This window comes from Vibrio sp. Vb1026, from assembly GCF_033338745.1.
Taxonomy (GTDB): domain Bacteria; phylum Pseudomonadota; class Gammaproteobacteria; order Enterobacterales; family Vibrionaceae; genus Vibrio; species Vibrio alginolyticus.
On the sequence record NZ_JAWOTH010000021.1, the window covers coordinates 1 to 22,291 of the forward strand.

Here is a 22,291-nt window from a genome sequence, read left to right on the forward strand (position 1 = left end):
GGTTGAAAGCACCGGTCTTGAAAACCGGCATACGTTAATAGCGTATCTAGGGTTCAAATCCCTATCTCTCCGCCACTATTAAGAAGCCTCGCTAGAAATAGCGAGGCTTTTTTCATTTCCGCACATCTTTATTACTCTATCTGTGCTTGCCAAAAATCAATTCCATATGCGATCTACTTTTGGACTAAGTAATATCGGTATCGGTATCGGTATCGGTATTGGTATCGGTATTGGTATTGGTTGTGACGTTTTGATTTTTGCTAAGAAGTGCAGTTGCTTCTAAAGCTGTTCATCCTCATCACTGCATGCTGTCCCGATAAGGTTGTTGGAGATGCTTTGTTAAGGTGTTGAACCATCTATTGCCTTATCGTTCTCTTAAAGCACTACCATTGCTTCTCTAGCCCATTTTACCGGATAGACCGAACAAATAAGCATACTCAAATAGCCACTGTTTCACTGATGTATCTTTTTGTTTTACTCAGTCTAGCGACGCGTGTGCTCTATTGCCTAAATCTAGCTACGTCTTAAAACCATACATCAACAGGCTAAAGTTACGTATTCCTGCATCTTTTAAAATTGTTTTGGATTCTGCTGGAATGACAGGATCAGAGTAGTCAAAAGAGAAGAGGAAAGTGAAACGATAGTGAGTTGCTAGGAAGTTGAGAACTACTTGGGAGCCAATGAATTGGATAAACATATTGATGACTAAGGACTGAAGGGTTAATAGCAGGCAATAAAAAAGCCGACAGGTAAGCTGTCGGCTTGGTTAGGTCATCTTAAGTTAGTCATTCTGTACGAGCGTGAGAGCTTTACGAGAGACTTCGTGAGCAGCTTTGGTTAGATTTTGCTTCTCTAGTGTGTCTGCTAGGAATGCATAGTCAGAGACGTCAGAGCGAAGCTTTAAGGCGATCTCAAAGTGATCCTGGGCTTCTTGCCACTTCTCTTGACGGAAATAGAAGTGCGCTAATGCGCTATGGGCAGCGGCGTTATCCGGTTCTTTCTTCACTACTCCCTCTAAGAAGACCACGACAGGGTGGGTATCTGGCAGATTTAGATCTGGCAGTAGTTGATAAAGCTCTGGGGCTGGTTGTTTTTTTAATGCTTCTTTTAGCACGGTAAAGGCTTCTGCATCAGCTTTTCGTGTGATGAGTTCTCGAGCAAAACAGGCAACGAGGTGTGTGTCTTGTTTCACTTTACGTGAGAGGCTATTCCAATGGGAGATTAGCCCTTCGCTACCCTGTTGCTGCGCTACTTCATGGAGTAAGCCGCACTGCGCCTTTTGAATCAGCTCTGCATGTTCTTCGTCCGAGATGAGTTTTGCTTTGGTTAGTTGTGGCAAGAGGTCAATAAGAGGTTGCCACAACTTTAGCTGCATGTACGTTGTTTTCAGCAAGTTCAATACAATAGAGTTACTCGCATACTGACTTTTTAACGATTGCAAGGTATCGAAAGCGGACTCGAACTCGTTGTCGCGGATAAATTGTTTCGCTCGAGTCAGCTCTACTGCGAGATGGGCGTTCTCTTGTTGGCTCGCTAGCTCTAGATAGTGATCTCGTTTTGCTTTATCACCTTGACCTTGTGCGGCTTCAGAGGCAACTAAGTAGCAAAGCAGCGGCATATCGTGATGATTTGCCCAGCGAGTTACTTTTTTCTCAGCACCTTTCCAGTCACCTTCTAGAAGTTTAATAATGCCTTCATTGGTGTATCGGCGGGAATGGCGCATTTTGCGAACACTGAAGTAGTTCCATGTTGTAGAACTAGCATAAACTAACTTCTTAATCAGGTACTCAAGCAGAAAAAGACCTGCGAGTGCTGCGATAACGAAAACCACTAATGTCGTTACGCTCATCTCGATCGTTTTCTCGGCAATGGAGATGAGTACATAGCCTTGCTGACCAGAAAACTGGGTGCCAACAAATAGTCCTGCGCCTAGTACAACAAATAGGAAAATAAGACGAAACATTACTTATCCTCCATGCCTGTCATCGTTGTGACTTCACGACGTAGGCGTTCACGGATGACATCTGATAGTTGAGACTGACTTTGCAGTTTTGTTGGGTATTCCACTTGAATATTTTGCTGACTTAGCAGGTTAACCGTTTTGTTGAACTCTTTAACGGAATTATCGTCTTGGTTGAAGAAAGCTAATGCCCATTTGTCGGCTGTTTTTAGAGATGTGGTGTAAATTTCACCTTGTTCTTGGTACACCGCTTTTATTGCCGTTTCCAATTTGGCTTTGATGTTTTCTTTCAGGTAAAAGTGTTGCTCAGGAGAAAGCAGTGGAATGACGTTACCATCGCGCGTGCGGAAGGTAATGAAGTTTTCTGAAAAGTCCTTCAAAGAGGTCATTAAGTTATCTTGCCAGTTTGCGATATCTTCAGACACTTCAGTGTTTTCTACGGCTTCAGCTTCAGGTAGCAGTGCATTGGCGAGAGGGAGCTTGTCTACTTGCTGTTGCAGGGCAGTTAAGCGTAGTACCAATCCATCACGGTCAATTAGCGGGATAGTGCGAAGTTTGGTGATATCGTTTGCCATTGCTTTACGTAGTTTGACGAGACTAGGGTCATTCAGCGCTGCAATGCGTTGGTCTGCACTTTCCATCAGTTGAGTCGCGCTTTCTACATCGTGCTCTAAGAACAATTTACGGCCGGCTAATTTGACGAGGTAATCGGCTTCCGCCAATAGCCAGTCGTTTGGTCGACGACCTTTCACATCGGCAACGGCGAGCTGTAAGCTTTCAATGCTCTTCTGTTGCTGTCCAAGTACCACTTCCGCTTTGTGTGTCACGGTTGTTGCTTTCTCGATGGTTTCTTCTTGTACCCGGCTGAGCTCTTGCTTCATGGAAGCTTGAGTGCTTTCTAGCTGACTTTTTAGTTGGGCGATCTGCGCTTGGTAATCGGCTTGCTGTTGATGCAGCTTGTACGCGAGGCCACCGCCAAAAATAATCGATAAGATGATAGCGACCGTGCCTAGTTTGACACCGCGTTTACCTTGTTTTTCTTCAAACTCGACTTTGGTTGGCTCTGCTGTTTTTGGGGGCTCGGCCGCTTGTGGTTGCTCTTTTTTAAGGTCCGCATCCTGCTGCGATGTGGTTTTTTCGACTAGCGGTGCCGATGAGGTTTCTTCGGAAAGGTTTTTATCGTTATTTTTTTGGTCGTTATTTTTACTTGTCATGCCTATATCCTGTGTAGCTAGGGCTGGAGAGCCGCCAGTAATTCTTGGTTGGATGCGCTTCCCGTGCATCTCACGCGAGTGAACCCCCTTTGAATTGCGATGTCAGCGATACGCTGACTGGGGATATACAACTCTTGTTGATTAAGCCAAGTCAATTGCTCCGACGTCAATTGGCTGCACAAATAATCCAGTTGTTCACCACTGGTGACAATAATCTGGTTAATTTGTAGGTTTTTCCATAGTGAGATACAGCTTACTGGATCGAATGGGATGAATTCTCTCTTGTAAGTCTCACTATAGTGAACTTTTGCGCCACGCCTCACCAATGCATCTTTGATCAGCTCTCTTCCGCCGTTACCACGAAGGATAAGAACTTGTTGTTGTGCCACATTGTTGAGCTCTGGCAGTCGCAATAAGTGTTCACTATCACTGACTTGGGGATAGTGTACTTTCTGTTGGGTACATTTGCTTAAATAGTGTGCTGTTTTTTGACCAACGGCAAGGTAAATAGCTTGTTTCGGCCATGACATCCCGTTGCTGGCTAAGATTTGCTGTGCACATTGCACTGCATGTCGACTAACAGCGATAACAATTTGAGCTTGATGTAGATGTTTAGAGAGGTGCGTGTCCGTGAGATCGGCGACAATGTCGATCAGAGGATGGTGATATGCGGAAATGCCGTGCCTTTCGAGCAGAGAGCAAAGCGCGTTGCCTTGCTCTCCCGGCCGAGTGACCAACACTGCCATGGTTATTCGTGATCTGCGTACAGCTTAGTTAGGATTTCACGAGCGCCGTTATCTAGCAGCTCATTGGCTAGCTGCACTCCTAATGCTTCGCCATCTTTACGATGGCCACGAATTTCACCACGCACAATTTCGCTGCCATCTGGTTCGCCAACTAATGCGCGTAGCCAAATGTTGTCGCCGTCTAGCAGGGCATAGCTGCCGATAGGTACCTGACAGCCGCCTTCTAGCGTAAGGTTCATTGCGCGCTCACACAAAACGCGGTCTACGGTGTCTTGGTGGTTAAGTGGCTCAAGCAGCTTAAGCAGTCTTTCATCGTCAAGGCGGCACTCAATACCGACAGCACCTTGGCCTACCGCTGGTAGTGATTGCTCTGGTTCGATAAAGCTACGAATGCGTTCTTCAAGCTTCAATCGTTTGAGGCCAGCCGCAGCAAGAATGATTGCATCATACTCACCCGCATCTAACTTACCAAGGCGAGTGCCCACATTACCGCGAAGCTCTTTGATGATGATGTCCGGACGATATTCTTTCAGTTGGCATTGACGGCGCAAACTGCAAGTACCAACCACGGCACCTTGAGGGAGCTCATCAATGTGGCTATAGGTATTAGAGACGAAGGCATCACGAGGATCTTCACGCTCACAAATGGTCACGAGGCCAAGGCCTTCTGGGAAATCGACGGGTACGTCTTTCATTGAGTGAACGGCGAGGTCTGCACGTCCTTCTAGCATCGCGATTTCAAGCTCTTTTACGAACAAGCCTTTGCCGCCAACTTTTGCTAGTGGTGTATCTAAAATCACGTCACCTTTGGTCACCATGGTTACTAACTCGACTTCCAAGCCAGGGTGAGCGGCTTGAAGGGCGTCTTTAACAAAGTAAGCTTGCCATAAAGCAAGAGGGCTTTTTCGAGTTGCAATGCGAATCGGTGTGGATTGTGTCATGATCTTCTCAATGCTGTTTGGATTTGGGTTTATCCTACCATTCTCATCAAGAAATGCTTACTGTTAGTTCGTTATCTCTGAAGGCTATGAATGGAATTACATGACGTTATGAAAATAGTGTGACTGGATTCTCAATTAGACTAAGGACTATTATTAGTAATAGGTAATAAGAGCGACACTACCGCGCGATTAATTTTGTGACTAAAGTATGGTTTTGTATCCAGAGTGATACGCGGGCGTGAAGCTTTACCCGCACCAATAAAAGTGTTAAATTGATCACGTTTTTAAGCCATTTTGGTTTAAAACGTCAGCAGATTTTCGTGATTGTTCAACCAAGGAATTCCCCTTGCAGGCTTACACCCAAAAAATCATCCAGCGACTAGATAATTTGAATCAGCAGCGAGTTGATCGCGCGTTGGCGCTTATGGATTCGCAAAGCCAGCAAGTCTTCCACTTGATTCCTGCCTTGTTGAACTACAACCATCCTGTAATTCCTGGCTATTATGATGCCGATGTCCCGTTTGGTGTGCATGGGCTTGAACTAAATAGCATTCAGCAACAATTCATAGATGATATTCAACTTGCCATTGGTCAGCCGCTCAAGACGGTAGAAAAGCCCGCTATATTGGGTTTATACACCATGGGCAGTACCTCCTCGATTGGTCAAAGTACTTCCAGTGATTTGGATATTTGGGTGTGTATCTCGCCCGATATGGATTGTGACGAACGCGAGTTATTGACCAATAAATGCTTACTCATCACGGATTGGGCACAAAGCAAAGGCGTGGAAGCGAACTTTTTCTTAATGGATAAAGAGCGCTTTAGAAGCAATCATTCTGAGGAGATGACAGGTGATAACTGTGGTTCATCTCAGCACTTACTTTTGCTAGATGAATTCTATCGTAGTGCGGTGCGTATTGCCGGACAGCGTTTGTTATGGCAAATCGTGCCGCCAGAAATGGAAGAGTGTTACGACGAGTACGTTTCTCAACTGTGCAGTGATGGTTACATCGACTGTAGTGAATGGATCGACTTTGGTAAATTGAACTGCATTCCTGCTGAAGAATACTTCGGCTCGAACTTGTGGCAGTTATACAAAAGCATCGACTCTCCCTACAAATCGGTATTAAAAGCCATCTTGCTAGAAGCTTACTCGTGGGAATACCCGCATACTCAATTGTTAAGCATCGACACTAAACGTCGTTTCTTTGCCCATGAGCCTGATCTCTATGGCATGGATGCGTACTACTTAATGTTGGAAAAAGTAACCCGTTACTTAGAGCGAATTCAAGACGATACACGTTTGGATTTAGTGCGTCGCTGTTTCTATCTCAAAACCCATGAAAAATTATCTCGTGAGCCGAATGTTGGCTCAGTAGCTTGGCGTCGTGAAGCGCTGAGCGATATGATTGCAAAATGGAATTGGGATGCCAGTGTCGTTGCAGAGCTCGATGACCGCCGTAATTGGAAGGTTGAACAAGTGAAGGTGGTACATCATGCATTGCTGGATGCGTTGATGCAAAGCTACCGTAACTTGATTCAATTTGCGCGTCGTAACGACATCACTTCTGCTATCAGTCCGCAAGACATCAGTATTTTGGCCCGTAAACTTTACGCGGCTTTTGAAGTATTGCCGGGCAAAGTAACGTTACTAAACCCACAGATTTCACCTGATCTGCACGAGCCTGACTTGAGCTTTATCGAAGTGAAAAAAGGGGGAGTGAACAAGTCTGGTTGGTACCTCTATAAACAACCACTTATTGCGCACCGCATTTTGGGGCAACCATATCTAGAGCATCATGAATACTTGAGTAAATTGGTTGCTTGGGCATTCTTCAATGGCTTGATCACTGAATCGACTCGTTTACATGCCGTGGTACGTGAAGCGCAGCTAGATATTGATAAGTTTTACCAAATGGTGAGTGACTTACGAAATACTTTTGCGTTGCGTAAGCGTCGTCCATCTATGCAGGCGCTAGCGAGTCCTTGTGAAATAAGCCAGCTTGCGATGTTCATCAACTTTGAAAATGATCCGACGTCTGAACTTTCTGGTCGTTCGTTGAAAGTGGATGTTAAGAACACTGATATTTTTAGCTTTGGTCCAGAACATAAAAATTTAGTCGGCAGTGTTGACCTTGTTTACCGTAACTCTTGGCATGAAGTGCGTACGCTGCATTTCAAAGGGGAAACGGCGATGCTGGATGCACTGAAAACCATTTTGGGCAAAATGCACCAAGATGCGTTGCCACCAGAATCAGTGGATGTGTTCTGCTATGCGAAGAACATGCGTGGTGTGATGCGTAATATGGTTTACCAGCTTTTAGCTGAATGTATCGACTTACGCTTGAAACCAGTAGAGCAAGAGAAACGCCGCCGCTTTAAAGCGATGCGTCTTGGTAACCAGACTTATGGGTTGTTCTTTGAACGTCGTGGTGTGTCGGTGCAAAAGCTAGAAAATTCCATCGATTTCTACCGCAGCATTTCTACTAACAAACTCAAAGGCTCGCCGCTGTTAATGCTCGATCGTGAGCAAGAATATCAAATGCCGGAAGCGGTGGATGGGTTTGCCAGTGAAGGTCTGGTGCAGTTCTTCTTTGAAGATAACGAAGATGGCTTCAATATTTATGTGTTGGATGAGTCAAATCAAGTAGAAGTGTATCACCAATTCAGTGGCTCCAAAGATGAAATGATTTCGTCTGTAAACAGTTTCTACACGTCGGTAAAAGACGATAGTCGCGTCGCGTCGAAGTTTATTAATTTTAACCTGCCTCAGTACTATCAAATTATTCACCCTGAAGAGGGGAATGCGTATATCATTCCTTACCGTAATGACGGTTGTTCACCGAGTCGCCCGACCAAAACTGTGAACGCGTAATTAAACCCTTATCAATAAACAAAAAGAGCACTTCGGTGCTCTTTTTGTTTTGGTGACGATTGACCAGTATTATACCCAATCAATGGCTTCGCCCGCGTGCTTTTCACACTCTTGCTTCACCATTTCAAATAGCTCCATACCCGTTTTTGAGCAGGTCCATTTATCTTCAATAAGTTTGAAGTGGAAACCACCAGATTTGGACGCTAGCCAGATCTCATGCATCGGCTCTTGGCGATTAATGATGATTTGGCTGCGGTCTTCAAATTCCAATGTCATTACGTTGCCAGTGACTTCGTAATCAATGTCTGCGCCTGAATCATCGATGGATTCTTCGATGATTTGCATCTGCGCATCCACCAGTTGATGAAATTCAGTATCGTTCATCCGTCTATCCTATTGCTTTTCCTGAGTGTGGTGCGATTATAGGGGGCATTGATTCAATAATCACGATATGCGAAATGAAAAAATTAGTTACTGTGTTGTTTGTGATGGTTGCCGCGACCTTAGCGGGGTGTGGTCAGTCTGGCTCACTATACATTCCAGATGACACTCAACAGAATGAGCAATCACAATAAATAACCGCACCTTAGGGTGAAATTAGGGTTCAGCAGTCGAATAAAATAAGGGAAGCGAATTTTGGATTACTTCAACTATCAGGATGATGGCCAGCTTTGGGCCGAAGACGTCCCACTTCAAGCTCTTGCAGAGCAATATGGCACTCCTCTTTATGTATATTCTCGAGCCACGCTAGAGCGCCATTGGAAGGCGTTTGATAGTGCTGTGGGTCAGCATCCTCACCTGGTTTGCTACGCGGTGAAAGCCAACTCAAACTTAGGCGTATTGAACACGCTAGCGCGTTTGGGATCGGGTTTTGACATCGTGTCGGGTGGTGAACTTGAGCGTGTGATTGCCGCAGGCGGTGATCCGAAAAAAGTCGTTTTCTCTGGTGTTGGTAAAACACCGGCAGAGATGAAGCGCGCTCTTGAGCTAGGTATCAAATGTTTCAACGTTGAATCTGAGCCAGAGCTAGAACGTTTGAACAAGGTTGCGGGTGAGCTTGGTGTGATTGCGCCAATTTCTCTGCGTATCAATCCAGATGTCGACGCGAAAACACACCCTTACATTTCGACTGGTCTTCGCGACAATAAATTCGGCATTGCGTTTGATCGTGCGCCAGATGTTTATAAATTCGCGCAAAGCCTGCCGAACTTGAATGTGCAAGGCATCGACTGCCACATTGGTTCTCAGCTGACCAATATAGACCCATTTATCGACGCGACAGACCGTTTATTAGCCCTGATTGATGATTTAAAAGCGCAAGGCATTAACATTCGTCACCTTGATGTCGGCGGTGGTTTGGGTGTGGTCTATCGTGATGAATTACCACCTCAGCCTTCTGATTACGCCAAAGCGTTACTAGGACGTCTTGAAAATCACCAAGACTTGGAGCTGATCTTTGAGCCAGGCCGTGCAATTGCTGCGAACGCAGGTATCTTGCTAACGCGTGTTGAGTTTTTAAAACATACTGAGCATAAAAACTTTGCGATTATCGACGCTGCAATGAACGACTTGATGCGTCCTGCGCTATACCAAGCATGGCAAGATATTGTGCCAGTTTCACCGCGAAAGGGTGAAGCTCAGACTTACGACTTGGTTGGTCCTATTTGTGAAACCGGCGACTTCTTGGGTAAAGATCGCGCACTCGTTTTGCAAGAAGGTGATCTACTCGCGGTTCGTTCAGCAGGTGCCTATGGTTTTGTGATGTCTTCGAACTACAATACTCGTACCCGAGCGGCAGAAGTGATGGTGGACGGTAAACAAAGCCACTTAGTTCGCCAGCGTGAGGAGCTGACCAGTTTGTGGCAGCTGGAACAGATTCTACCGGAGTAACACACAACAAATGCATTTCCACTTTTCCAAAATGCACGGTTTGGGCAACGACTTCATGGTCGTCGACTGTATTACCCAGAACGTGTTTTTCTCGCAAGACCTGATCCGCCGCTTGGCGGATCGTCATACTGGCGTTGGTTTTGACCAATTGCTTGTGGTAGAGGCCCCTTACGACCCTGAAACCGACTTCCATTATCGGATTTTTAATGCCGATGGTAGTGAAGTTGAACAGTGTGGTAACGGTGCACGCTGTTTTGCCCGCTTTGTTCGCTTGAAGGGGCTGACCAATAAATACAGCATCAGCGTGAGCACCAAGAAAGGAAAGATGATTCTCAACATCGAAGATGATGGGGAAGTGACGGTCAACATGGGCGTGCCAGAGTTTGAACCGAACAAAATTCCTTTCAAAGCGAAGCAAAAAGAGAAAACTTACATCATGCGAGCAGGCGACAATACCTTGTTTTGTGGTGCTGTGAGCATGGGTAACCCGCACGTAGTGACCGTGGTCGACGATGTGGATACGGCAGAAGTGGAAACTCTCGGTCCGCTGCTCGAGTCGCATGAGCGTTTCCCAGAGCGCGTCAACGCTGGCTTTATGCAGGTGATGAGTCGTGACCATATTCGTCTTCGAGTTTACGAGCGAGGCGCAGGAGAGACACAAGCTTGTGGTAGTGGTGCATGCGCGGCAGTCGCGGTTGGGATTCTGCAGGGCTTGTTGGATGAAAACGTTAAGGTTTCTCTACCTGGTGGTGAATTGCGAATTGCATGGCAAGGTCCTGGCAAGCCGTTGTTTATGACCGGACCTACAACGCATGTATTTGATGGTCAATTGTCTTGCTAGTTGAAGAAAAAGGAAACGGTTTGTCTCAAGTAGAAGCAGATGCCTTAACGGCTGAAGTAGTGGCCGAGTACCTCAAAGATCATCCAGACTTTTTTGTGCAACGTCCGGAGCTTGTGGATCGTTTATCTTTCCCACACTCAGACTTAGGCGCGGTATCTTTGGTGCACATCCAAATGAATCGTCAACGTCAGCGCATTGAAGAGTTAGAGGAAGAGATCACTACACTAATGTCGCTTGCGGCGAACAATGATCGCACCTTTTACGAATTTATGGATTTGCAGGGGCAGATTCTAAAGTGTGGTGACTTTAAACAAGTCATTCATTCTATCGAAGATAAAGCCAAAGCATTGGGCTTACGTGCGTTTGTTCGATTGTTTAGTCAATGCGACGCATCGATTCAATTGAGTAAGGAAAGTTATCAACGCTTTGCGACCACTCACTTAAATGGCAAAGATGCGTACTTAGGACGTCTTCGCAAAGTGGATCGTGAAGCTTTGTTTGGCAACATGGAAGTGCCGGAAATGGGTTCCTATGTGGTACTGCCGCTCGTGAAACAGCAAACACTGGGCGTGCTTGCTTTTTCTAGTGAAGATGGCGGCCATTTTCAGCCAGATATGGATACCTTGTTTTTGCGTCACCTATCATTAGTAGTGGCACATCTCGCTCAAACACTGGTATGGCAAAGTTACGATGACGACAACTCCCAACACTCCTCTGCCAAATAGTCTGCAAAAGCCTCTTGAGCGCTTCTATGAATTCTTACGAAGCGAAAAGGGGCTTAGCCTACATACTCAGCGCAATTACAAACAGCAGCTAGAAACTATGGCGCAGCACCTAGCTGAAATGGGGCTCAAAGATTGGTCTCAAGTGGATGCTGGTTGGGTGCGCCAATTAGCAGGTAAGGGCATGCGAGAAGGCATGAAAGCCAGCAGTTTGGCAACGCGCCTCTCATCGCTGCGTAGCTTTTTCGATTTCCTTATTCTGCGTGGCGAGATGTCGGCTAACCCAGCCAAAGGGGTTTCAGCACCTCGCAAAAAACGCCCGTTGCCCAAAAACCTCGATGTTGACGAAGTGAGCCAATTACTTGAAGTCAACGAGGACGACCCGCTGGCTGTGCGCGATCGCGCCATGATGGAGCTGATGTACGGCGCCGGTTTACGTTTGGCTGAGTTGGTGGGTGTGGATGTACGTGACGTACAACTGCGTAGTGGTGAGCTTCGTGTTATTGGTAAAGGCGATAAAGAACGTAAAGTGCCGTTCTCTGGGATGGCAACCGAGTGGGTTGGGAAGTGGCTACGCGTTCGTGGTGATTTAGCCGCTCCAGGTGAGCCCGCCTTGTTTGTATCTAAGCTCGGAACGCGTATTTCGCATCGTAGCGTGCAAAAGCGCATGGCTGAATGGGGGCAGAAACAGTCTGTCGCAAGCCATATTAGTCCGCATAAACTGCGTCACTCATTTGCGACACATATGCTCGAATCAAGCAATAACTTACGTGCGGTGCAGGAGCTTTTAGGGCACGAGAACATTTCGACGACCCAAATCTACACGCACTTGGATTTCCAACATTTGGCGCAAGCCTACGACCAAGCCCACCCACGCGCACGTAAAAAGAACGGGGAGTGAGCCGAAGTATGAAATTTTATCGCCGTATCGAGCCTATTAAGGCAATGACCTTTGACCTAGATGATACCCTCTACGACAACTATCCTGTGATAGTTCGCATGGAGCGTGAGTTGCTATCTTGGCTCAAGCACCATCATCCAGCGGTTGCTCATATGAACAAAGCGGATTGGTTTGCTCTCAAGCAGCGTGTTGTGCAGCAACAACCCGAGCTGAAGAGCGATGTCACTTTATGGCGTTTAGTGCAACTTCAGCAAGCCTTCTCCCAAGTAGGCTACGACGAAGACGCAGCACATGCCGCCGCGAAAGCCGCAGTAGACGTTGCGTTGGACTGGCGTAACCGTTTTGAAGTGCCGCAGCAAAGCCTCGATGTATTGGAGGAACTCGCGCAGCACATCCCGTTGGTGGCAATCACCAACGGTAATGTGGATTTAGACCGCATCGGTCTTACGCCTTATTTCCAACAGGTACTTAAAGCAGGACCAGATGGATTGGCGAAACCCGCAACCGATATGTTTACTAAAGCGAAGCGATTCTTGGATATTCCTGCGGAGAATATTCTGCATGTCGGTGATCATCTAACCACGGATGTGCATGGTGCAAAGTTGGCTGGTTTTGCAGCCTGTTGGTTTAATGATATGAATAAAAATGTCATTAACCATTCAAAAACACGTACTTTACCTGATATTGAAATCAATAGTTTGCAGCCGTTACTCACACTTTTTTAATTGCTTTCGCATTAATCCATTCTAATCTCATTTTGTGTCTAGAAAAGCAGCGCAAAGCCACGTAAATTATTCTCTATTAAATAAAAATAGTAACGCCACACGTCGTGGTGAAGATAGTGTTACGGCAGTGGTAGGTCCATGCGAGCTTTTTCAAAACTGGTTCACGATGTCAGTCAACTGAATGACTTTTTAGTCACTTTTCCGACTTCCTCAGATAAACAATATTTAGTACAAATATTGTCGACGCAATCGCGCGAAATTACGACCACACTTGCAGACGCCGTTTTGTCGTCGCTGCCGAATGCTCATGTTATGGGGCATAGTACGCGTAATGTGATTCTGGAAGGGGAGATATTTACCTCTGGTTGCCTAGTGAGTGTGATTGAATTTGAGCAAACCACGCTGACTTCTGCGGTACAAACATACTCTTACTCCCCTGACATTGATGGCGGGGAGCTCAAGCGCTCTCTTCTAATGCAGCATAATTCACAGGTGATCCTCAGCTTTGCTGTGCAAATTGAACGACGTGACTATCCCTTGTTTCAAACCTTCGCCAGTGAAGAAGTAGTGATTTCTGGAGGGTTGGCGCAGAGTATTGACGATGGCTGCTGGGTGCTATATCAAAACCGAGTTTACGATAACGCTGTGGTTGCCGTAGCTTTGCACAGTGATACTTTGAAGCTATGGACTGATGCGTATTCGGAATGGAACCCGATTGGCATGCCACACAAAGTCACTCATGCAAAAGGAACGCGCTTGTATTGTTTAGGTGAGAAGAAAGCGCTGGACGTATACAAGCGTTACTTGGCGGATGGCCATGACGTGACGCTGAGTCAACTGCTCAGCTTTCCTTTGTATCGAGAAAGCTTAGGGCGAAAGGAAGTTTGTACGGTAACGGAGCTACACGCTGATGGCAGTATGAGCTTCGACAGGCCCTGGTGTCTTGGTGACGAAGTGCAATTTTGCTATAACCATCCCTCGTTAACGCTCGAGCAAGTGCGGCATGGTGTGGTTGAGTTAGCCATGCACCAACCTGAAGTCGTGATGATTTTTAACTGCGCGTCACGGTTAGACTTTATTGACAGCAGCGACGAAGTCCAAGCCTTCAAAGATATTGCGACGACGTTTGGTAGTTACTGTATGGGGGAACTGCATGGTGGTATTGGTCAGCCCGAAATTCTTCATCACAGCCTGACGTATTTAGCGATGCGAGAGGGAGACGAAGTGCAAACATTGAACTTGCCTAAGTCGCCCGTTAGCTCCTCTATTTCACCGCTGTTTAGCTTGATTCGAAATGCGATCGGCGATCTCAACCATATGAACGCGCATATGGGATATCAACTCGATCGCCAAACGCGCAAGTTACAAGAAAGCTATCGACGCGACAGTCGCACGGGGTTACAAAACCGGGTCGCATTGCAAGAGCGGCTGAGTAACATCGATTTGGATGAGCATTTGTTGACTCTAAAGCTACTTAACTTTAGTCATATTAACGAAAAATACGGCTACCGAGTGGGAGATCAATTACTCAAAGATCTCTCAATGCACTTTACGAATCGACTACGAAAGCGTTTTGGCATGCCAACGGCTTTGCAGCTTTATAGTATTGGGGTTGGTGAGTGGGCATTCATATTTAAAGCTGACCAAAGCAGCGAAACCATCAAACAGCACTTTACGCGTTTTGCTGACGCGGTAGAACAAACTAATTTTGAGCCAATTGGCCTACGTGAAATAGATTATCTTTCTATCTCGCTATGCGGCGGCTTAGTGAGTCGTCGAGACTTTCCATCCGCTTCAGTGGATGAGCTCTTACTCAAAGGCATCGAAGCGAGGCGCTCTGGTGTACGCAGTAATACCCATATCTGTAATGCGAAAGATATTGAAGTCAGTGAGGATGTGCGTAAAGAGCAACTTGGATGGCTAAGTTGCGTCAGTAGAGCCATTCTCAAACAGAATATCATCACTTATAGCCAACCTATTGTGCATGCGGGTAGCCACAAATTAGCAAGCCAAGAATGTTTGGTTCGTATTCTGGAAGCCGATGGAACGGTGATTGCGCCAGGGCGTTTTCTGCCAATTATCTCTGATACGCATCTTTACACTCGATTAAGTCGGCACATGATTCATTCTACGTTGCATTACATGCGAGATAAGCAAGGTGACTTTTCTATAAACTTATCGCCGCAAGATTTGCTCAGTGATAAAACTTTAATGCTTTTAGAGCATGAAATTAGCCAGCTAAATGACCCAAGGCGAATTGGTTTAGAAGTGCTGGAATCTGAGCAGATCAAAGACTACGGCCGAATGATAGAAGTGTGCAGTCATTTTAGAAGCTTAGGGGCGCGTATCATTGTTGATGACTTTGGGTCCGGCTATTCGAATATCGATGAAATCCTAAAGTTGGAGCCAGAAGTCATAAAGCTCGATGGCAGCTTGATTCGTGATATTGATAAAGACTTAAAACAGCGCAAGATCGCTTCCCAGTTGGTGCGTTTGTGCCAGGTGTTTAACGCGGAGACGGTGGCGGAGTTCGTCCACAATCAGGAGGTGTGCACCATTGCACAAGACATGGGGGTGGATTATTTGCAGGGTTACTATCTTGGCGAGCCGACTCGACTGTTTTAATGATGTTTCACGTGAAACTTCTTGTCGTAAAAAACGCAGCGTAGGCTGCGTTTTTTGTTTGGTTCTTCTACTGAGCTTAATGGTTAACGCTTAAGAGCGTGTCCACTCTTTTCAGCTTGGAACAGAGCGAGGTAATGGGCAAAAAAGCGCTGCATTTGTTGTTGGTTGTTTTGTTCTCCAAGTTGCCCGAGCAAATGTGCAGCGACTTCAAACGTACACAAATTACCTTGTTGTTGGTTGCGTCGCAGCTGATATTGTGAGTCCGCCGACGCAGACAATCCCATAGTAGGGATACCTTCTAACCAACGGCTCTTATTGATCATCTTGCGCGCCTCTTGCCAGGTGGCATCCAAAATAATAAACAGCGGAGTTTTGGTTTGTTGCTGGCTTTGGAGTACCACATGTTCGAGTGTGATACTTTCTTCACAGGGGAAGAGCAACACCGGATACCGCCACGGATCAGCTAATAGAGTGAGTAATTCTGCTGGTGGCTGTTTGCGATCCCAGATTACTCGCTCAATGTTGAGTTGGCACTGCTCTAGTAGCTGGCCGGTATTAGTATCACGCTTCAGTTCATTCGGATGCATTAACAGCAGGATGTTGTGCTCACTGTTAAGTTTCGGCATTAGCGAGCACATACAATTGAATTGAAAACCGCAGGTTGGACACGGTTGTGACATTACAGACGAACTCCTTCTCGCACCGGGCTTATCCCATCAGAGAACAGACGCACGCCACTGACTTGGTTCGGCGTTGCCGTTGGCGCCATGCTTGGGTTGAGTGGGTAGCTAACCCCAGTGTATTGCATCACGTGTTGAGCCGCTTTAGCTCCGCCACCGCTGACATTAAAAATCAGATCTCGCCAACCATGAGAGGTTTGTTGGCCGAGCATAATCGGGCTTTGCACTAGTGTAATGCGGCTATTAAATCGCCATTCCTTTTCGTGATGTTCAAATATCAGCAATGTACAGCCTCCGGAACCACACCAATCCAACTGTACCAATAGCTCTTCGTTACCATCGCTGTTGAGGTCGTAAGTTAGCCAACGGTATTGGTTATTGTTGGGGTTGGTTTGATGGATAAAGAAGTAGTTGCGCACCGCGGCATCTACTTTTGAATCAAACTCTGCACTAGAAGGGACGTCAGCACTACCGATGGGGTTGTTGGTGCGTTTTTCGGCTGGTTGTATGATGCCTTCATCACGAACGGTGGCAGGATAAAGGACTAAACCACCATCGGCGATTGGGTATACCAAGTTACCGACTTTTTCTTTGGTCGCTTTGAGCTGATTGCCTTCTCGAGTAAACAGTCGCTCTGACATTAGCCTTTGCTGTTGATGATGCGTCATGACAACTTGAACCTGATACGGACTTAACTGTTGCCAGTAACCACGCTCGATTAATGGTGCTTGTCCATTGGCGTAACGGTATTTTGTTGTGGCGCTATGGTCTGGGTTTAAGGTCATTTGTACTTCAAAACCTTGTGATTGAGTTGAGGTCGCGACATAGGTATTAGCCCAGCCAAGCGTTGCATCGACGTTTGCAGCCATACCACAACCTTGATACGTCTCGCCATCATGTTTTAGTGTTGCTTTCCAGCCATACAAAGAATCGCTCATTGTGTCTGAGCAGAGGTTTTCTGTTAAGCGAAGATCACCATCTTGTAGTTGATAAGTGCGCTGGCGAGGTTGAAGCTGACTGCTTTTAATCGCTAATTTTGTGGTTTGTTTGCCGATTTGCTGGAATGTTAGTCCATCAGCCTCAAAGCTTGCCGACCAAGAAGGCTCATTACCAAACACGCGAGTTGGTTTGTTTGGTTGCTGACAACGGTTTGGATTTTCCGTTGTGAGGAAGTTCACTTGTTCCACGACAAAGTTAGCATCGAAATCAGCAGAAAACCCATCGATGCCCGGTGGGTTGAGGTGGCCGATAACCTCGCCATACATAGTCTGGTAAGGCTCGTTATTTAACTGAATTGCTCGTTGCATTTGCTGTGGTGATAGTTGCAACCAATATTGCTTGTCGCTGCCACAAGGCATGATGTATTGGCTCTCGTGACCGACGATCACTTTTCCGCGTAGCATAAAAGTTTGAGGTTGAATGGTTTCAGGCTTATCTAAGGTTGCTGGTGGAGAGGTTGGGTCAGCAGCACCAGATTGTGGCGGCTGTGAACTACATGCTTGCAGAACCAGCAGGGTGGCAAGCGCCACTGGGTTTTTCAAAGCCTTCATGTTATATCTTCCTCATTATTGTTACTCAATCGGCATCGGATGGCATTATGGCATATTGGTTATTTAAAACTGAACCAGATACCTTTTCTATTGACACGCTTCGAACCCAAAAGGTTTCATGTTGGGAGGGAGTTCGTAATTATCAGGCGCGCAATATGATGCGTGACCAAGTGAAGGTGGGCGATTTAGTCCTGATTTACCACTCTTCTTGTAAACATGTTGGCGTGGCAGGTATTGCTAAAGTTGTGAGAGAAGCCTATCCCGATCATTTCCAATTCGATCCCGAAAGCGATTATTACGATCCAAAGTCAGACCCAGACAACCCGCGTTGGATTATGGTGGATGTAGAGTTTGTACGTAAAACGGCGCGAGTGATTCCGTTGTCGGTGATGAAAGCGATGCCAGAACTTGAGAACATGCCGTTGGTGAAACGTGGAAATCGCTTGTCGATTATGCCCGTGACAGAAGAAGAATGGGACGCGATTCTTGGCAAAGAGAAGCTGCCAAGTCAGCGATAAAAGAGAAGGGCTGCGAATGTGCAGCCCTTCATTATTTGGAGTATTGAAGCTTACAGCAAGTGTTCTTGTAGGTAGTGTGCAACCGCATCTTCTGCATTGCTGCCAATTACTTCATTATTTGGTAGAGCTTTCATCACTTTTTCGTGTGATGTACCCATAACTAGCCCTTTACCTGCCATCGACAGCATTTCTACGTCATTCATGCCATCACCAAATGCTACGCAGTTTTCTAACGTGAGGTCGAGTTTTTTCGCTACCGCTTCAAGAGCATGACCTTTAGACACGCCAGCGCTCATTACTTCCAAACACCAAGGCGTTGAAAATGCGATGTTCAGCTTATCACCAAACTGCTCACGTAGTTTGTTTTCAAATACGACCAAACGTTCGTGGTCTTCTCCTGGATGCGTGAAGAAAACTTTCGCAATACCGTCAGTTGGGGCGTGGTCTTCATCAAATAAGACGTAAGTGAATTCATCGTGGAAGTCACGTAACGTTTCATCATCCTTGTTCATCAACCAGCTATCATTTTGATACATGTGAATAAGTATTTCTTGATCATGTTTGATCGTGTCGATCACGCCTTGTACCAGTTCCGCAGGGACATTCTCGCTGTACATTAGCTGATCTTCCTGGTCATGCACTCGGGCACCATTCGACGTGATCATATAAGCTGGAATGCCAACTTGGCGACGGATGCTCGCAACGTCTACGTGGTGACGGCCGGTTGCAAAGACAAAGGTATAACCCTTTTCATGCAGCGCTTTTAGCGTCTCTTTTGAGTAAGCACTGAGCTGATGGTTTGGTGCGAGTAACGTGCCATCCAGATCAGAGGCAACGATTTTGGTGATCTCTTTGCAAGGTAGCGATGTGCTCATGAAGTCCTCGTAAACGGTTTGGATAGTGTGGAACAGGTGAATTGCAAACGGAGTACAGCAGACTGACTAGATCGTACTGCTCCGAATGCGGGGGAACTTGGGCCCGTAGCACTATGCGGTTAAACACTGTGTCAAAGTAGCCAAGTTCAAGCAGTGTACGCCAAAATGAGGATGAAAAAGAGGGTAAATCGATGTGTAGACATTTCCTCTTTAATTTTAGTCGTGAAATGGTCGCCTAGAGTTCTTATTGTGCTTGTTCGTTTGATGGCGATTTAGGGTCATTCATAAAGCGGAAAATCGCATCGAGCGCTTGATTACGATACTTGTCGGTCTCGAACAAGATTTCATGCTGTGCGCCTTCGATGGAAAGCAGCTCCGCGTGCGGGTTGGTTTTCCGCAATTTATCAATAAAACGCTTTTGCGCGAGGTTGCTAACAATCCGATCGTTTCCTGCTTGGATTAGGATTACTGGTATTTTGACTTGGCGAGTTAATAAAAAGCACTGCTTAGCGGCCATGAGCCCTTGCCAAACCCAGCGAGTGCTTGGCCCACCGACTTGCAGTTCCGGTTTTTCCGTATATAGGTTTCGGAACCATTGGTAGCGGCCGTAACTTTGGCTAAGTGGGTTATCTTCAAAGGGCTTAGGGAAGTAGGCCTGATGTCCTGGTGCATAGCGTGGCAAAGTCGATACCGCTGACATAATTTGTGTGACCGGAATCGCTATTGGTGATAGGTACCATGGCAGGTTAATGCCAAACATGGGCGCACTTAGAATCAAACCAGTAAAAGGGTGTTCTGGGTGAGTTTGCAGGTAACGTGTGGCGATCGCGCCGCCCATAGAGTGCGCGATGATGAAGCATTGTTGATATTCGCTAAGGTCGTGTTTTTTTACGACGATGTCCATATCATCAATATAATCAGTAAAGTCATAGACGTGACCCATATCTGAGTCAGATAATAAACGATCTGATAAACCTTGTCCGCGGTGGTCAAAGGAATAGACATCGAAACCTTGGCGGTAGAGATCGTAAAACAGCTCTTGGTATTTCCAGGAAGACTCAATGCGTCCATTTACGATGAGCACGGCTTTTTTATGCTCTGGGTTGGTTAGCTTGCACCAGTAAATGTTCTTTTTCTCAGTCCCTTTAACAAAGCCCTCTTGGCGAGTTTGCCAAAGTGCTGCGATCGGACCACCAATTGCTTGCTCAAATAATGTCTCTTGAGTATAAGTCAAAGGTGAATGGTTAGTCGCCATTAGTTGATTACCTGAAGATACGTTGTTTACGCGATGTATCATCGAAGAATTAGTGAGGAAATGCAATGGATACCCATGTCTGGTTAGCTTATGTAGTAACAGCAATCGTTTTTAGTTTGGCTCCGGGCTCTGGCACGGTGAACTCAATCAGTAATGGTTTGAGTTACGGTACCCGTAAATCACTGGGTGCCATTATTGGCTTACAAATTGGTTTAGTTATCCACATCGCGCTGGTGGGGGCGGGTATTGGTGCGCTTGTCGCGCAGTCAGCAACCGCATTTTCTGTCATTAAATGGGTTGGTGCCGCTTATCTGGTTTGGCTGGGGGTTCAGAAATGGCGCGATACATCAAGCTTAGTCGCAGCTGAAAACCACAATGAGATGTCAGGCACGGCGCTGTTGTACAAGGCAGTGTTAATTAACCTCACCAACCCTAAATCGATTGTTTTTCTGGTGGCGTTGTTCCCGCAGTTTATTGACCCGGCAAAAGACCAAATCACGCAACTGTTGGTGCTTGGCGTCACTACGGTCGTGATTGATGCGTGTGTAATGTTGGGTTACACGAGCTTGGCAGCACAAATGGGACGCTTTATTCGCTCCGATAAAATCATGGGAAAAATAAACAAAGTATTCGGTTCAATGTTCATGGGTTGTGGTGCATTATTAGCAGCTGCAAAGTCATAAGCCATTTATAGGTCCTTCTTTAGCATGAATACAACGTATGTCGCTCGCCAGCCGATCTTTAACCGAAAAAGACAGACGCTGGGTTATGAATTGTTGTTTCGAGACGGGGAGAGTAACGCATACCCTTCACATATTGATTCAAATCGAGCGACATACCGACTGATCGTCGAAAACTTTCTATCACTGGGTACTAACCCAGTGATTGCCTCTTCTAGATGCTTTATTAACTTTCCTCATCAAAGCTTGGTGCGACGTTTGCCGCGCAGTTTGCCGAAAAACAAAATTGTCATCGAAGTGTTGGAAACGTGCCAACCTACGGATGAGCTTCTTGATGCGATTCGTGAGTTTTATCGAGAAGGTTACTTGATCGCTTTGGATGACTTCACCCTAACACCAGAATGGCGCCGTTTTTTGCCATATGTGCATATTGTGAAGCTCGACATTATGGCGATGGGACTCGAAAAGGCCTGTGAACTGGTCAAAACACACCTTGCCAAACGCGTCAAATACCACTTTTTAGCAGAACGTGTTGAAACCGCAGAAGAGTTTGAGCAAGCGAAAGCGGCTGGCTTTAAATTTTTCCAAGGTTATTTTTTTAGCAAGCCACTCGTCTCGCAGACTAAATACGTCAGTCCTGAGCAAGTGTTGGCATTGCAACTGTTTCGTGAAGTTTGTGCTCCTGAGCCTGACTTTACTCGTATCGAGTCCGTCATTACGCAAGATGTCGCGTTGTCGTATAAATTATTGCGTTTTGTAAATACGCAAGCGCCGAATTTGGCTGTCGAAATCAGCTCTTTTCGTCAGGCATTGATTTATCTTGGCCAGGATAACCTTAAGCAGTTTGTCTCTTTGGTTGTGGCATCGTATATCTCCAGTAACAAGCCTCGAGAGCTGTATCACCTTTCATTGCAACGAGCTCAATTTTGCCAATTGATGTCGCGCTATCAGCCCTTCTCTCACCTCAACGAACAAGGTTTCATGGTTGGTTTGCTGTCGATTCTAGATGCGCTGTTGGATCTTTCGGTGGAATCTTTAGTTAGACAGTTACCGCTTAGTCATTCAGTACAACAAGCGCTATTACATCGCAAAGGGGTTTATGGTGCACTTATTTCCCTCGAAGAGTGCTACGAGCGTGCCGATTGGTCAGGGGTTGAAAAAATCACGATGCAATTGGGGTTGCCTTTAGAGGAAGTGAAGCTCTCCTTAGGTGAAGCGGTTCGCTGGAGTCAAAGCATCGCGACTGCATAATTTCTTGTCTTATCTTTTATCTTTTTGAATCTCTCTCTTTAC

At 46.2% G+C, this 22,291-nt stretch carries 20 protein-coding genes; 11 read left to right on the forward strand and 9 right to left on the reverse strand.

The genetic code is table 11. The annotated features are described in order from the left end of the window. Positions 1 to 781 precede the first annotated feature (781 nt). The 4 genes from R7E47_RS21300 to hemC are packed head-to-tail and all read right to left on the reverse strand — an operon-like array spanning position 782 to position 4,861. Positions 782 to 1,963, reverse strand: a complete 1,182-nt coding sequence (locus R7E47_RS21300) for a heme biosynthesis protein HemY (protein WP_005383375.1) — start codon at positions 1,961 to 1,963, stop codon at positions 782 to 784. Next, positions 1,963 to 3,174 (reverse strand): uroporphyrinogen-III C-methyltransferase, encoded by a 1,212-nt coding sequence (locus R7E47_RS21305; protein ID WP_005378751.1) that lies wholly within the window; start codon positions 3,172 to 3,174, stop codon positions 1,963 to 1,965. Before R7E47_RS21305 ends, R7E47_RS21300 begins: the two co-directional genes overlap by 1 nt. Before the next feature lie 17 nt (positions 3,175 to 3,191). Next, positions 3,192 to 3,920 (reverse strand): uroporphyrinogen-III synthase, encoded by a 729-nt coding sequence (locus R7E47_RS21310; protein WP_005383386.1) that lies wholly within the window; start codon positions 3,918 to 3,920, stop codon positions 3,192 to 3,194. Positions 3,921 to 3,922: 2 nt separating this feature from the next. Beyond that, positions 3,923 to 4,861: a hydroxymethylbilane synthase gene (gene hemC, locus R7E47_RS21315; RefSeq protein WP_005383388.1), complete on the reverse strand. Its 939-nt coding sequence runs from the start codon at positions 4,859 to 4,861 to the stop codon at positions 3,923 to 3,925. A 346-nt stretch (positions 4,862 to 5,207) separates the two neighbouring features. On the opposite strand from hemC, the gene R7E47_RS21320 reads away from it, so the two are divergent. Further along, positions 5,208 to 7,736, forward strand: a complete 2,529-nt coding sequence (locus R7E47_RS21320) for a class I adenylate cyclase (RefSeq protein ID WP_054702152.1) — start codon at positions 5,208 to 5,210, stop codon at positions 7,734 to 7,736. A 69-nt stretch (positions 7,737 to 7,805) separates the two neighbouring features. Here the strand turns inward: R7E47_RS21320 and cyaY are convergent, their stop codons facing one another. Then, positions 7,806 to 8,120 carry an iron donor protein CyaY gene (gene cyaY, locus R7E47_RS21325; protein WP_017636091.1) on the reverse strand — a complete coding sequence of 105 codons (315 nt, stop codon included), beginning with the start codon at positions 8,118 to 8,120 and terminating at the stop codon, positions 7,806 to 7,808. Positions 8,121 to 8,194: 74 nt separating this feature from the next. Between cyaY and lptM the strand changes: the two genes are divergently transcribed. The 7 genes from lptM to R7E47_RS21360 all read left to right on the forward strand — a co-directional run bounded on the left by lptM (position 8,195) and on the right by R7E47_RS21360 (position 15,440). Next, positions 8,195 to 8,311, forward strand: coding sequence for an LPS translocon maturation chaperone LptM (lptM, locus tag R7E47_RS25530; RefSeq protein WP_005378746.1), 117 nt, complete (start codon positions 8,195 to 8,197; stop codon positions 8,309 to 8,311). Positions 8,312 to 8,372: 61 nt separating this feature from the next. Further along, positions 8,373 to 9,626, forward strand: a complete 1,254-nt coding sequence (gene lysA / locus R7E47_RS21335; RefSeq protein ID WP_005378745.1) for a diaminopimelate decarboxylase — start codon at positions 8,373 to 8,375, stop codon at positions 9,624 to 9,626. 10 nt (positions 9,627 to 9,636) lie between these two features. After that, positions 9,637 to 10,467 (forward strand): diaminopimelate epimerase, encoded by an 831-nt coding sequence (dapF, locus tag R7E47_RS21340; protein WP_005378744.1) that lies wholly within the window; start codon positions 9,637 to 9,639, stop codon positions 10,465 to 10,467. Further along, the gene (locus tag R7E47_RS21345; RefSeq protein WP_017636089.1) at positions 10,461 to 11,192 is read left to right on the forward strand and encodes a DUF484 family protein; all 732 of its coding nucleotides are present in this window, start codon (positions 10,461 to 10,463) and stop codon (positions 11,190 to 11,192) included. Before dapF ends, R7E47_RS21345 begins: the two co-directional genes overlap by 7 nt. Further along, entirely contained in the window at positions 11,158 to 12,090 is a 933-nt protein-coding gene (gene xerC, locus R7E47_RS21350) for a tyrosine recombinase XerC (RefSeq protein WP_005378742.1), read from the forward strand. Before R7E47_RS21345 ends, xerC begins: the two co-directional genes overlap by 35 nt. An 8-nt stretch (positions 12,091 to 12,098) precedes the next feature. After that, positions 12,099 to 12,815 (forward strand): 5-amino-6-(5-phospho-D-ribitylamino)uracil phosphatase YigB, encoded by a 717-nt coding sequence (yigB, locus tag R7E47_RS21355; protein ID WP_053350826.1) that lies wholly within the window; start codon positions 12,099 to 12,101, stop codon positions 12,813 to 12,815. 138 nt (positions 12,816 to 12,953) lie between these two features. Beyond that, positions 12,954 to 15,440 (forward strand): EAL domain-containing protein, encoded by a 2,487-nt coding sequence (locus tag R7E47_RS21360; RefSeq protein ID WP_005383644.1) that lies wholly within the window; start codon positions 12,954 to 12,956, stop codon positions 15,438 to 15,440. 83 nt (positions 15,441 to 15,523) lie between these two features. Here the strand turns inward: R7E47_RS21360 and R7E47_RS21365 are convergent, their stop codons facing one another. Together R7E47_RS21365 and R7E47_RS21370 are read right to left on the reverse strand one after the other, a co-directional pair. Further along, the gene (locus tag R7E47_RS21365) at positions 15,524 to 16,120 is read right to left on the reverse strand and encodes a tRNA-uridine aminocarboxypropyltransferase (RefSeq protein WP_213911414.1); all 597 of its coding nucleotides are present in this window, start codon (positions 16,118 to 16,120) and stop codon (positions 15,524 to 15,526) included. Next, complete coding sequence (locus R7E47_RS21370) at positions 16,120 to 17,670, reverse strand: hypothetical protein (protein WP_318085044.1); 1,551 nt, start codon at positions 17,668 to 17,670, stop codon at positions 16,120 to 16,122. Before R7E47_RS21370 ends, R7E47_RS21365 begins: the two co-directional genes overlap by 1 nt. 47 nt (positions 17,671 to 17,717) lie before the next feature. On the opposite strand from R7E47_RS21370, the gene R7E47_RS21375 reads away from it, so the two are divergent. After that, positions 17,718 to 18,188: an EVE domain-containing protein gene (locus tag R7E47_RS21375; protein ID WP_005378735.1), complete on the forward strand. Its 471-nt coding sequence runs from the start codon at positions 17,718 to 17,720 to the stop codon at positions 18,186 to 18,188. A gap of 50 nt (positions 18,189 to 18,238) precedes the next feature. Here R7E47_RS21375 and R7E47_RS21380 read toward each other — a convergent pair whose 3' ends face one another. Together R7E47_RS21380 and R7E47_RS21385 are read right to left on the reverse strand one after the other, a co-directional pair. Further along, a complete protein-coding gene (locus tag R7E47_RS21380; protein WP_017636084.1) occupies positions 18,239 to 19,063 on the reverse strand; it encodes a Cof-type HAD-IIB family hydrolase in 825 nt (274 codons plus the stop codon). A 244-nt stretch (positions 19,064 to 19,307) separates the two neighbouring features. Beyond that, positions 19,308 to 20,318 (reverse strand): alpha/beta fold hydrolase, encoded by a 1,011-nt coding sequence (locus tag R7E47_RS21385; RefSeq protein ID WP_005378733.1) that lies wholly within the window; start codon positions 20,316 to 20,318, stop codon positions 19,308 to 19,310. A gap of 65 nt (positions 20,319 to 20,383) precedes the next feature. Between R7E47_RS21385 and rhtB the strand changes: the two genes are divergently transcribed. Then, on the forward strand, positions 20,384 to 21,001 hold the full coding sequence (gene rhtB, locus R7E47_RS21390; RefSeq protein ID WP_054729573.1) for a homoserine/homoserine lactone efflux protein: 618 nt from the start codon (positions 20,384 to 20,386) through the stop codon (positions 20,999 to 21,001). A gap of 24 nt (positions 21,002 to 21,025) precedes the next feature. After that, positions 21,026 to 22,249 carry an EAL and HDOD domain-containing protein gene (locus R7E47_RS21395; protein WP_138939876.1) on the forward strand — a complete coding sequence of 408 codons (1,224 nt, stop codon included), beginning with the start codon at positions 21,026 to 21,028 and terminating at the stop codon, positions 22,247 to 22,249. Positions 22,250 to 22,291: the final 42 nt, after the last annotated feature.

Coding starts and splice junctions, on each gene's coding strand:
- R7E47_RS21300 (WP_005383375.1), bottom strand. CDS start 1,963: ATGTTTCGTCTTATTTTCCTATTTGTTGTACTAGGCGCAGGACTATTT.
- R7E47_RS21305 (WP_005378751.1), bottom strand. CDS start 3,174: ATGACAAGTAAAAATAACGACCAAAAAAATAACGATAAAAACCTTTCC.
- R7E47_RS21310 (WP_005383386.1), bottom strand. CDS start 3,920: ATGGCAGTGTTGGTCACTCGGCCGGGAGAGCAAGGCAACGCGCTTTGC.
- hemC (WP_005383388.1), bottom strand. CDS start 4,861: ATGACACAATCCACACCGATTCGCATTGCAACTCGAAAAAGCCCTCTT.
- cyaY (WP_017636091.1), bottom strand. CDS start 8,120: ATGAACGATACTGAATTTCATCAACTGGTGGATGCGCAGATGCAAATC.
- lptM (WP_005378746.1), top strand. CDS start 8,195: ATGAAAAAATTAGTTACTGTGTTGTTTGTGATGGTTGCCGCGACCTTA.
- dapF (WP_005378744.1), top strand. CDS start 9,637: ATGCATTTCCACTTTTCCAAAATGCACGGTTTGGGCAACGACTTCATG.
- xerC (WP_005378742.1), top strand. CDS start 11,158: ATGACGACAACTCCCAACACTCCTCTGCCAAATAGTCTGCAAAAGCCT.
- yigB (WP_053350826.1), top strand. CDS start 12,099: ATGAAATTTTATCGCCGTATCGAGCCTATTAAGGCAATGACCTTTGAC.
- R7E47_RS21360 (WP_005383644.1), top strand. CDS start 12,954: ATGCGAGCTTTTTCAAAACTGGTTCACGATGTCAGTCAACTGAATGAC.
- R7E47_RS21365 (WP_213911414.1), bottom strand. CDS start 16,120: ATGTCACAACCGTGTCCAACCTGCGGTTTTCAATTCAATTGTATGTGC.
- R7E47_RS21370 (WP_318085044.1), bottom strand. CDS start 17,670: ATGAAGGCTTTGAAAAACCCAGTGGCGCTTGCCACCCTGCTGGTTCTG.
- R7E47_RS21375 (WP_005378735.1), top strand. CDS start 17,718: ATGGCATATTGGTTATTTAAAACTGAACCAGATACCTTTTCTATTGAC.
- R7E47_RS21380 (WP_017636084.1), bottom strand. CDS start 19,063: ATGAGCACATCGCTACCTTGCAAAGAGATCACCAAAATCGTTGCCTCT.
- R7E47_RS21385 (WP_005378733.1), bottom strand. CDS start 20,318: ATGGCGACTAACCATTCACCTTTGACTTATACTCAAGAGACATTATTT.
- rhtB (WP_054729573.1), top strand. CDS start 20,384: ATGGATACCCATGTCTGGTTAGCTTATGTAGTAACAGCAATCGTTTTT.
- R7E47_RS21395 (WP_138939876.1), top strand. CDS start 21,026: ATGAATACAACGTATGTCGCTCGCCAGCCGATCTTTAACCGAAAAAGA.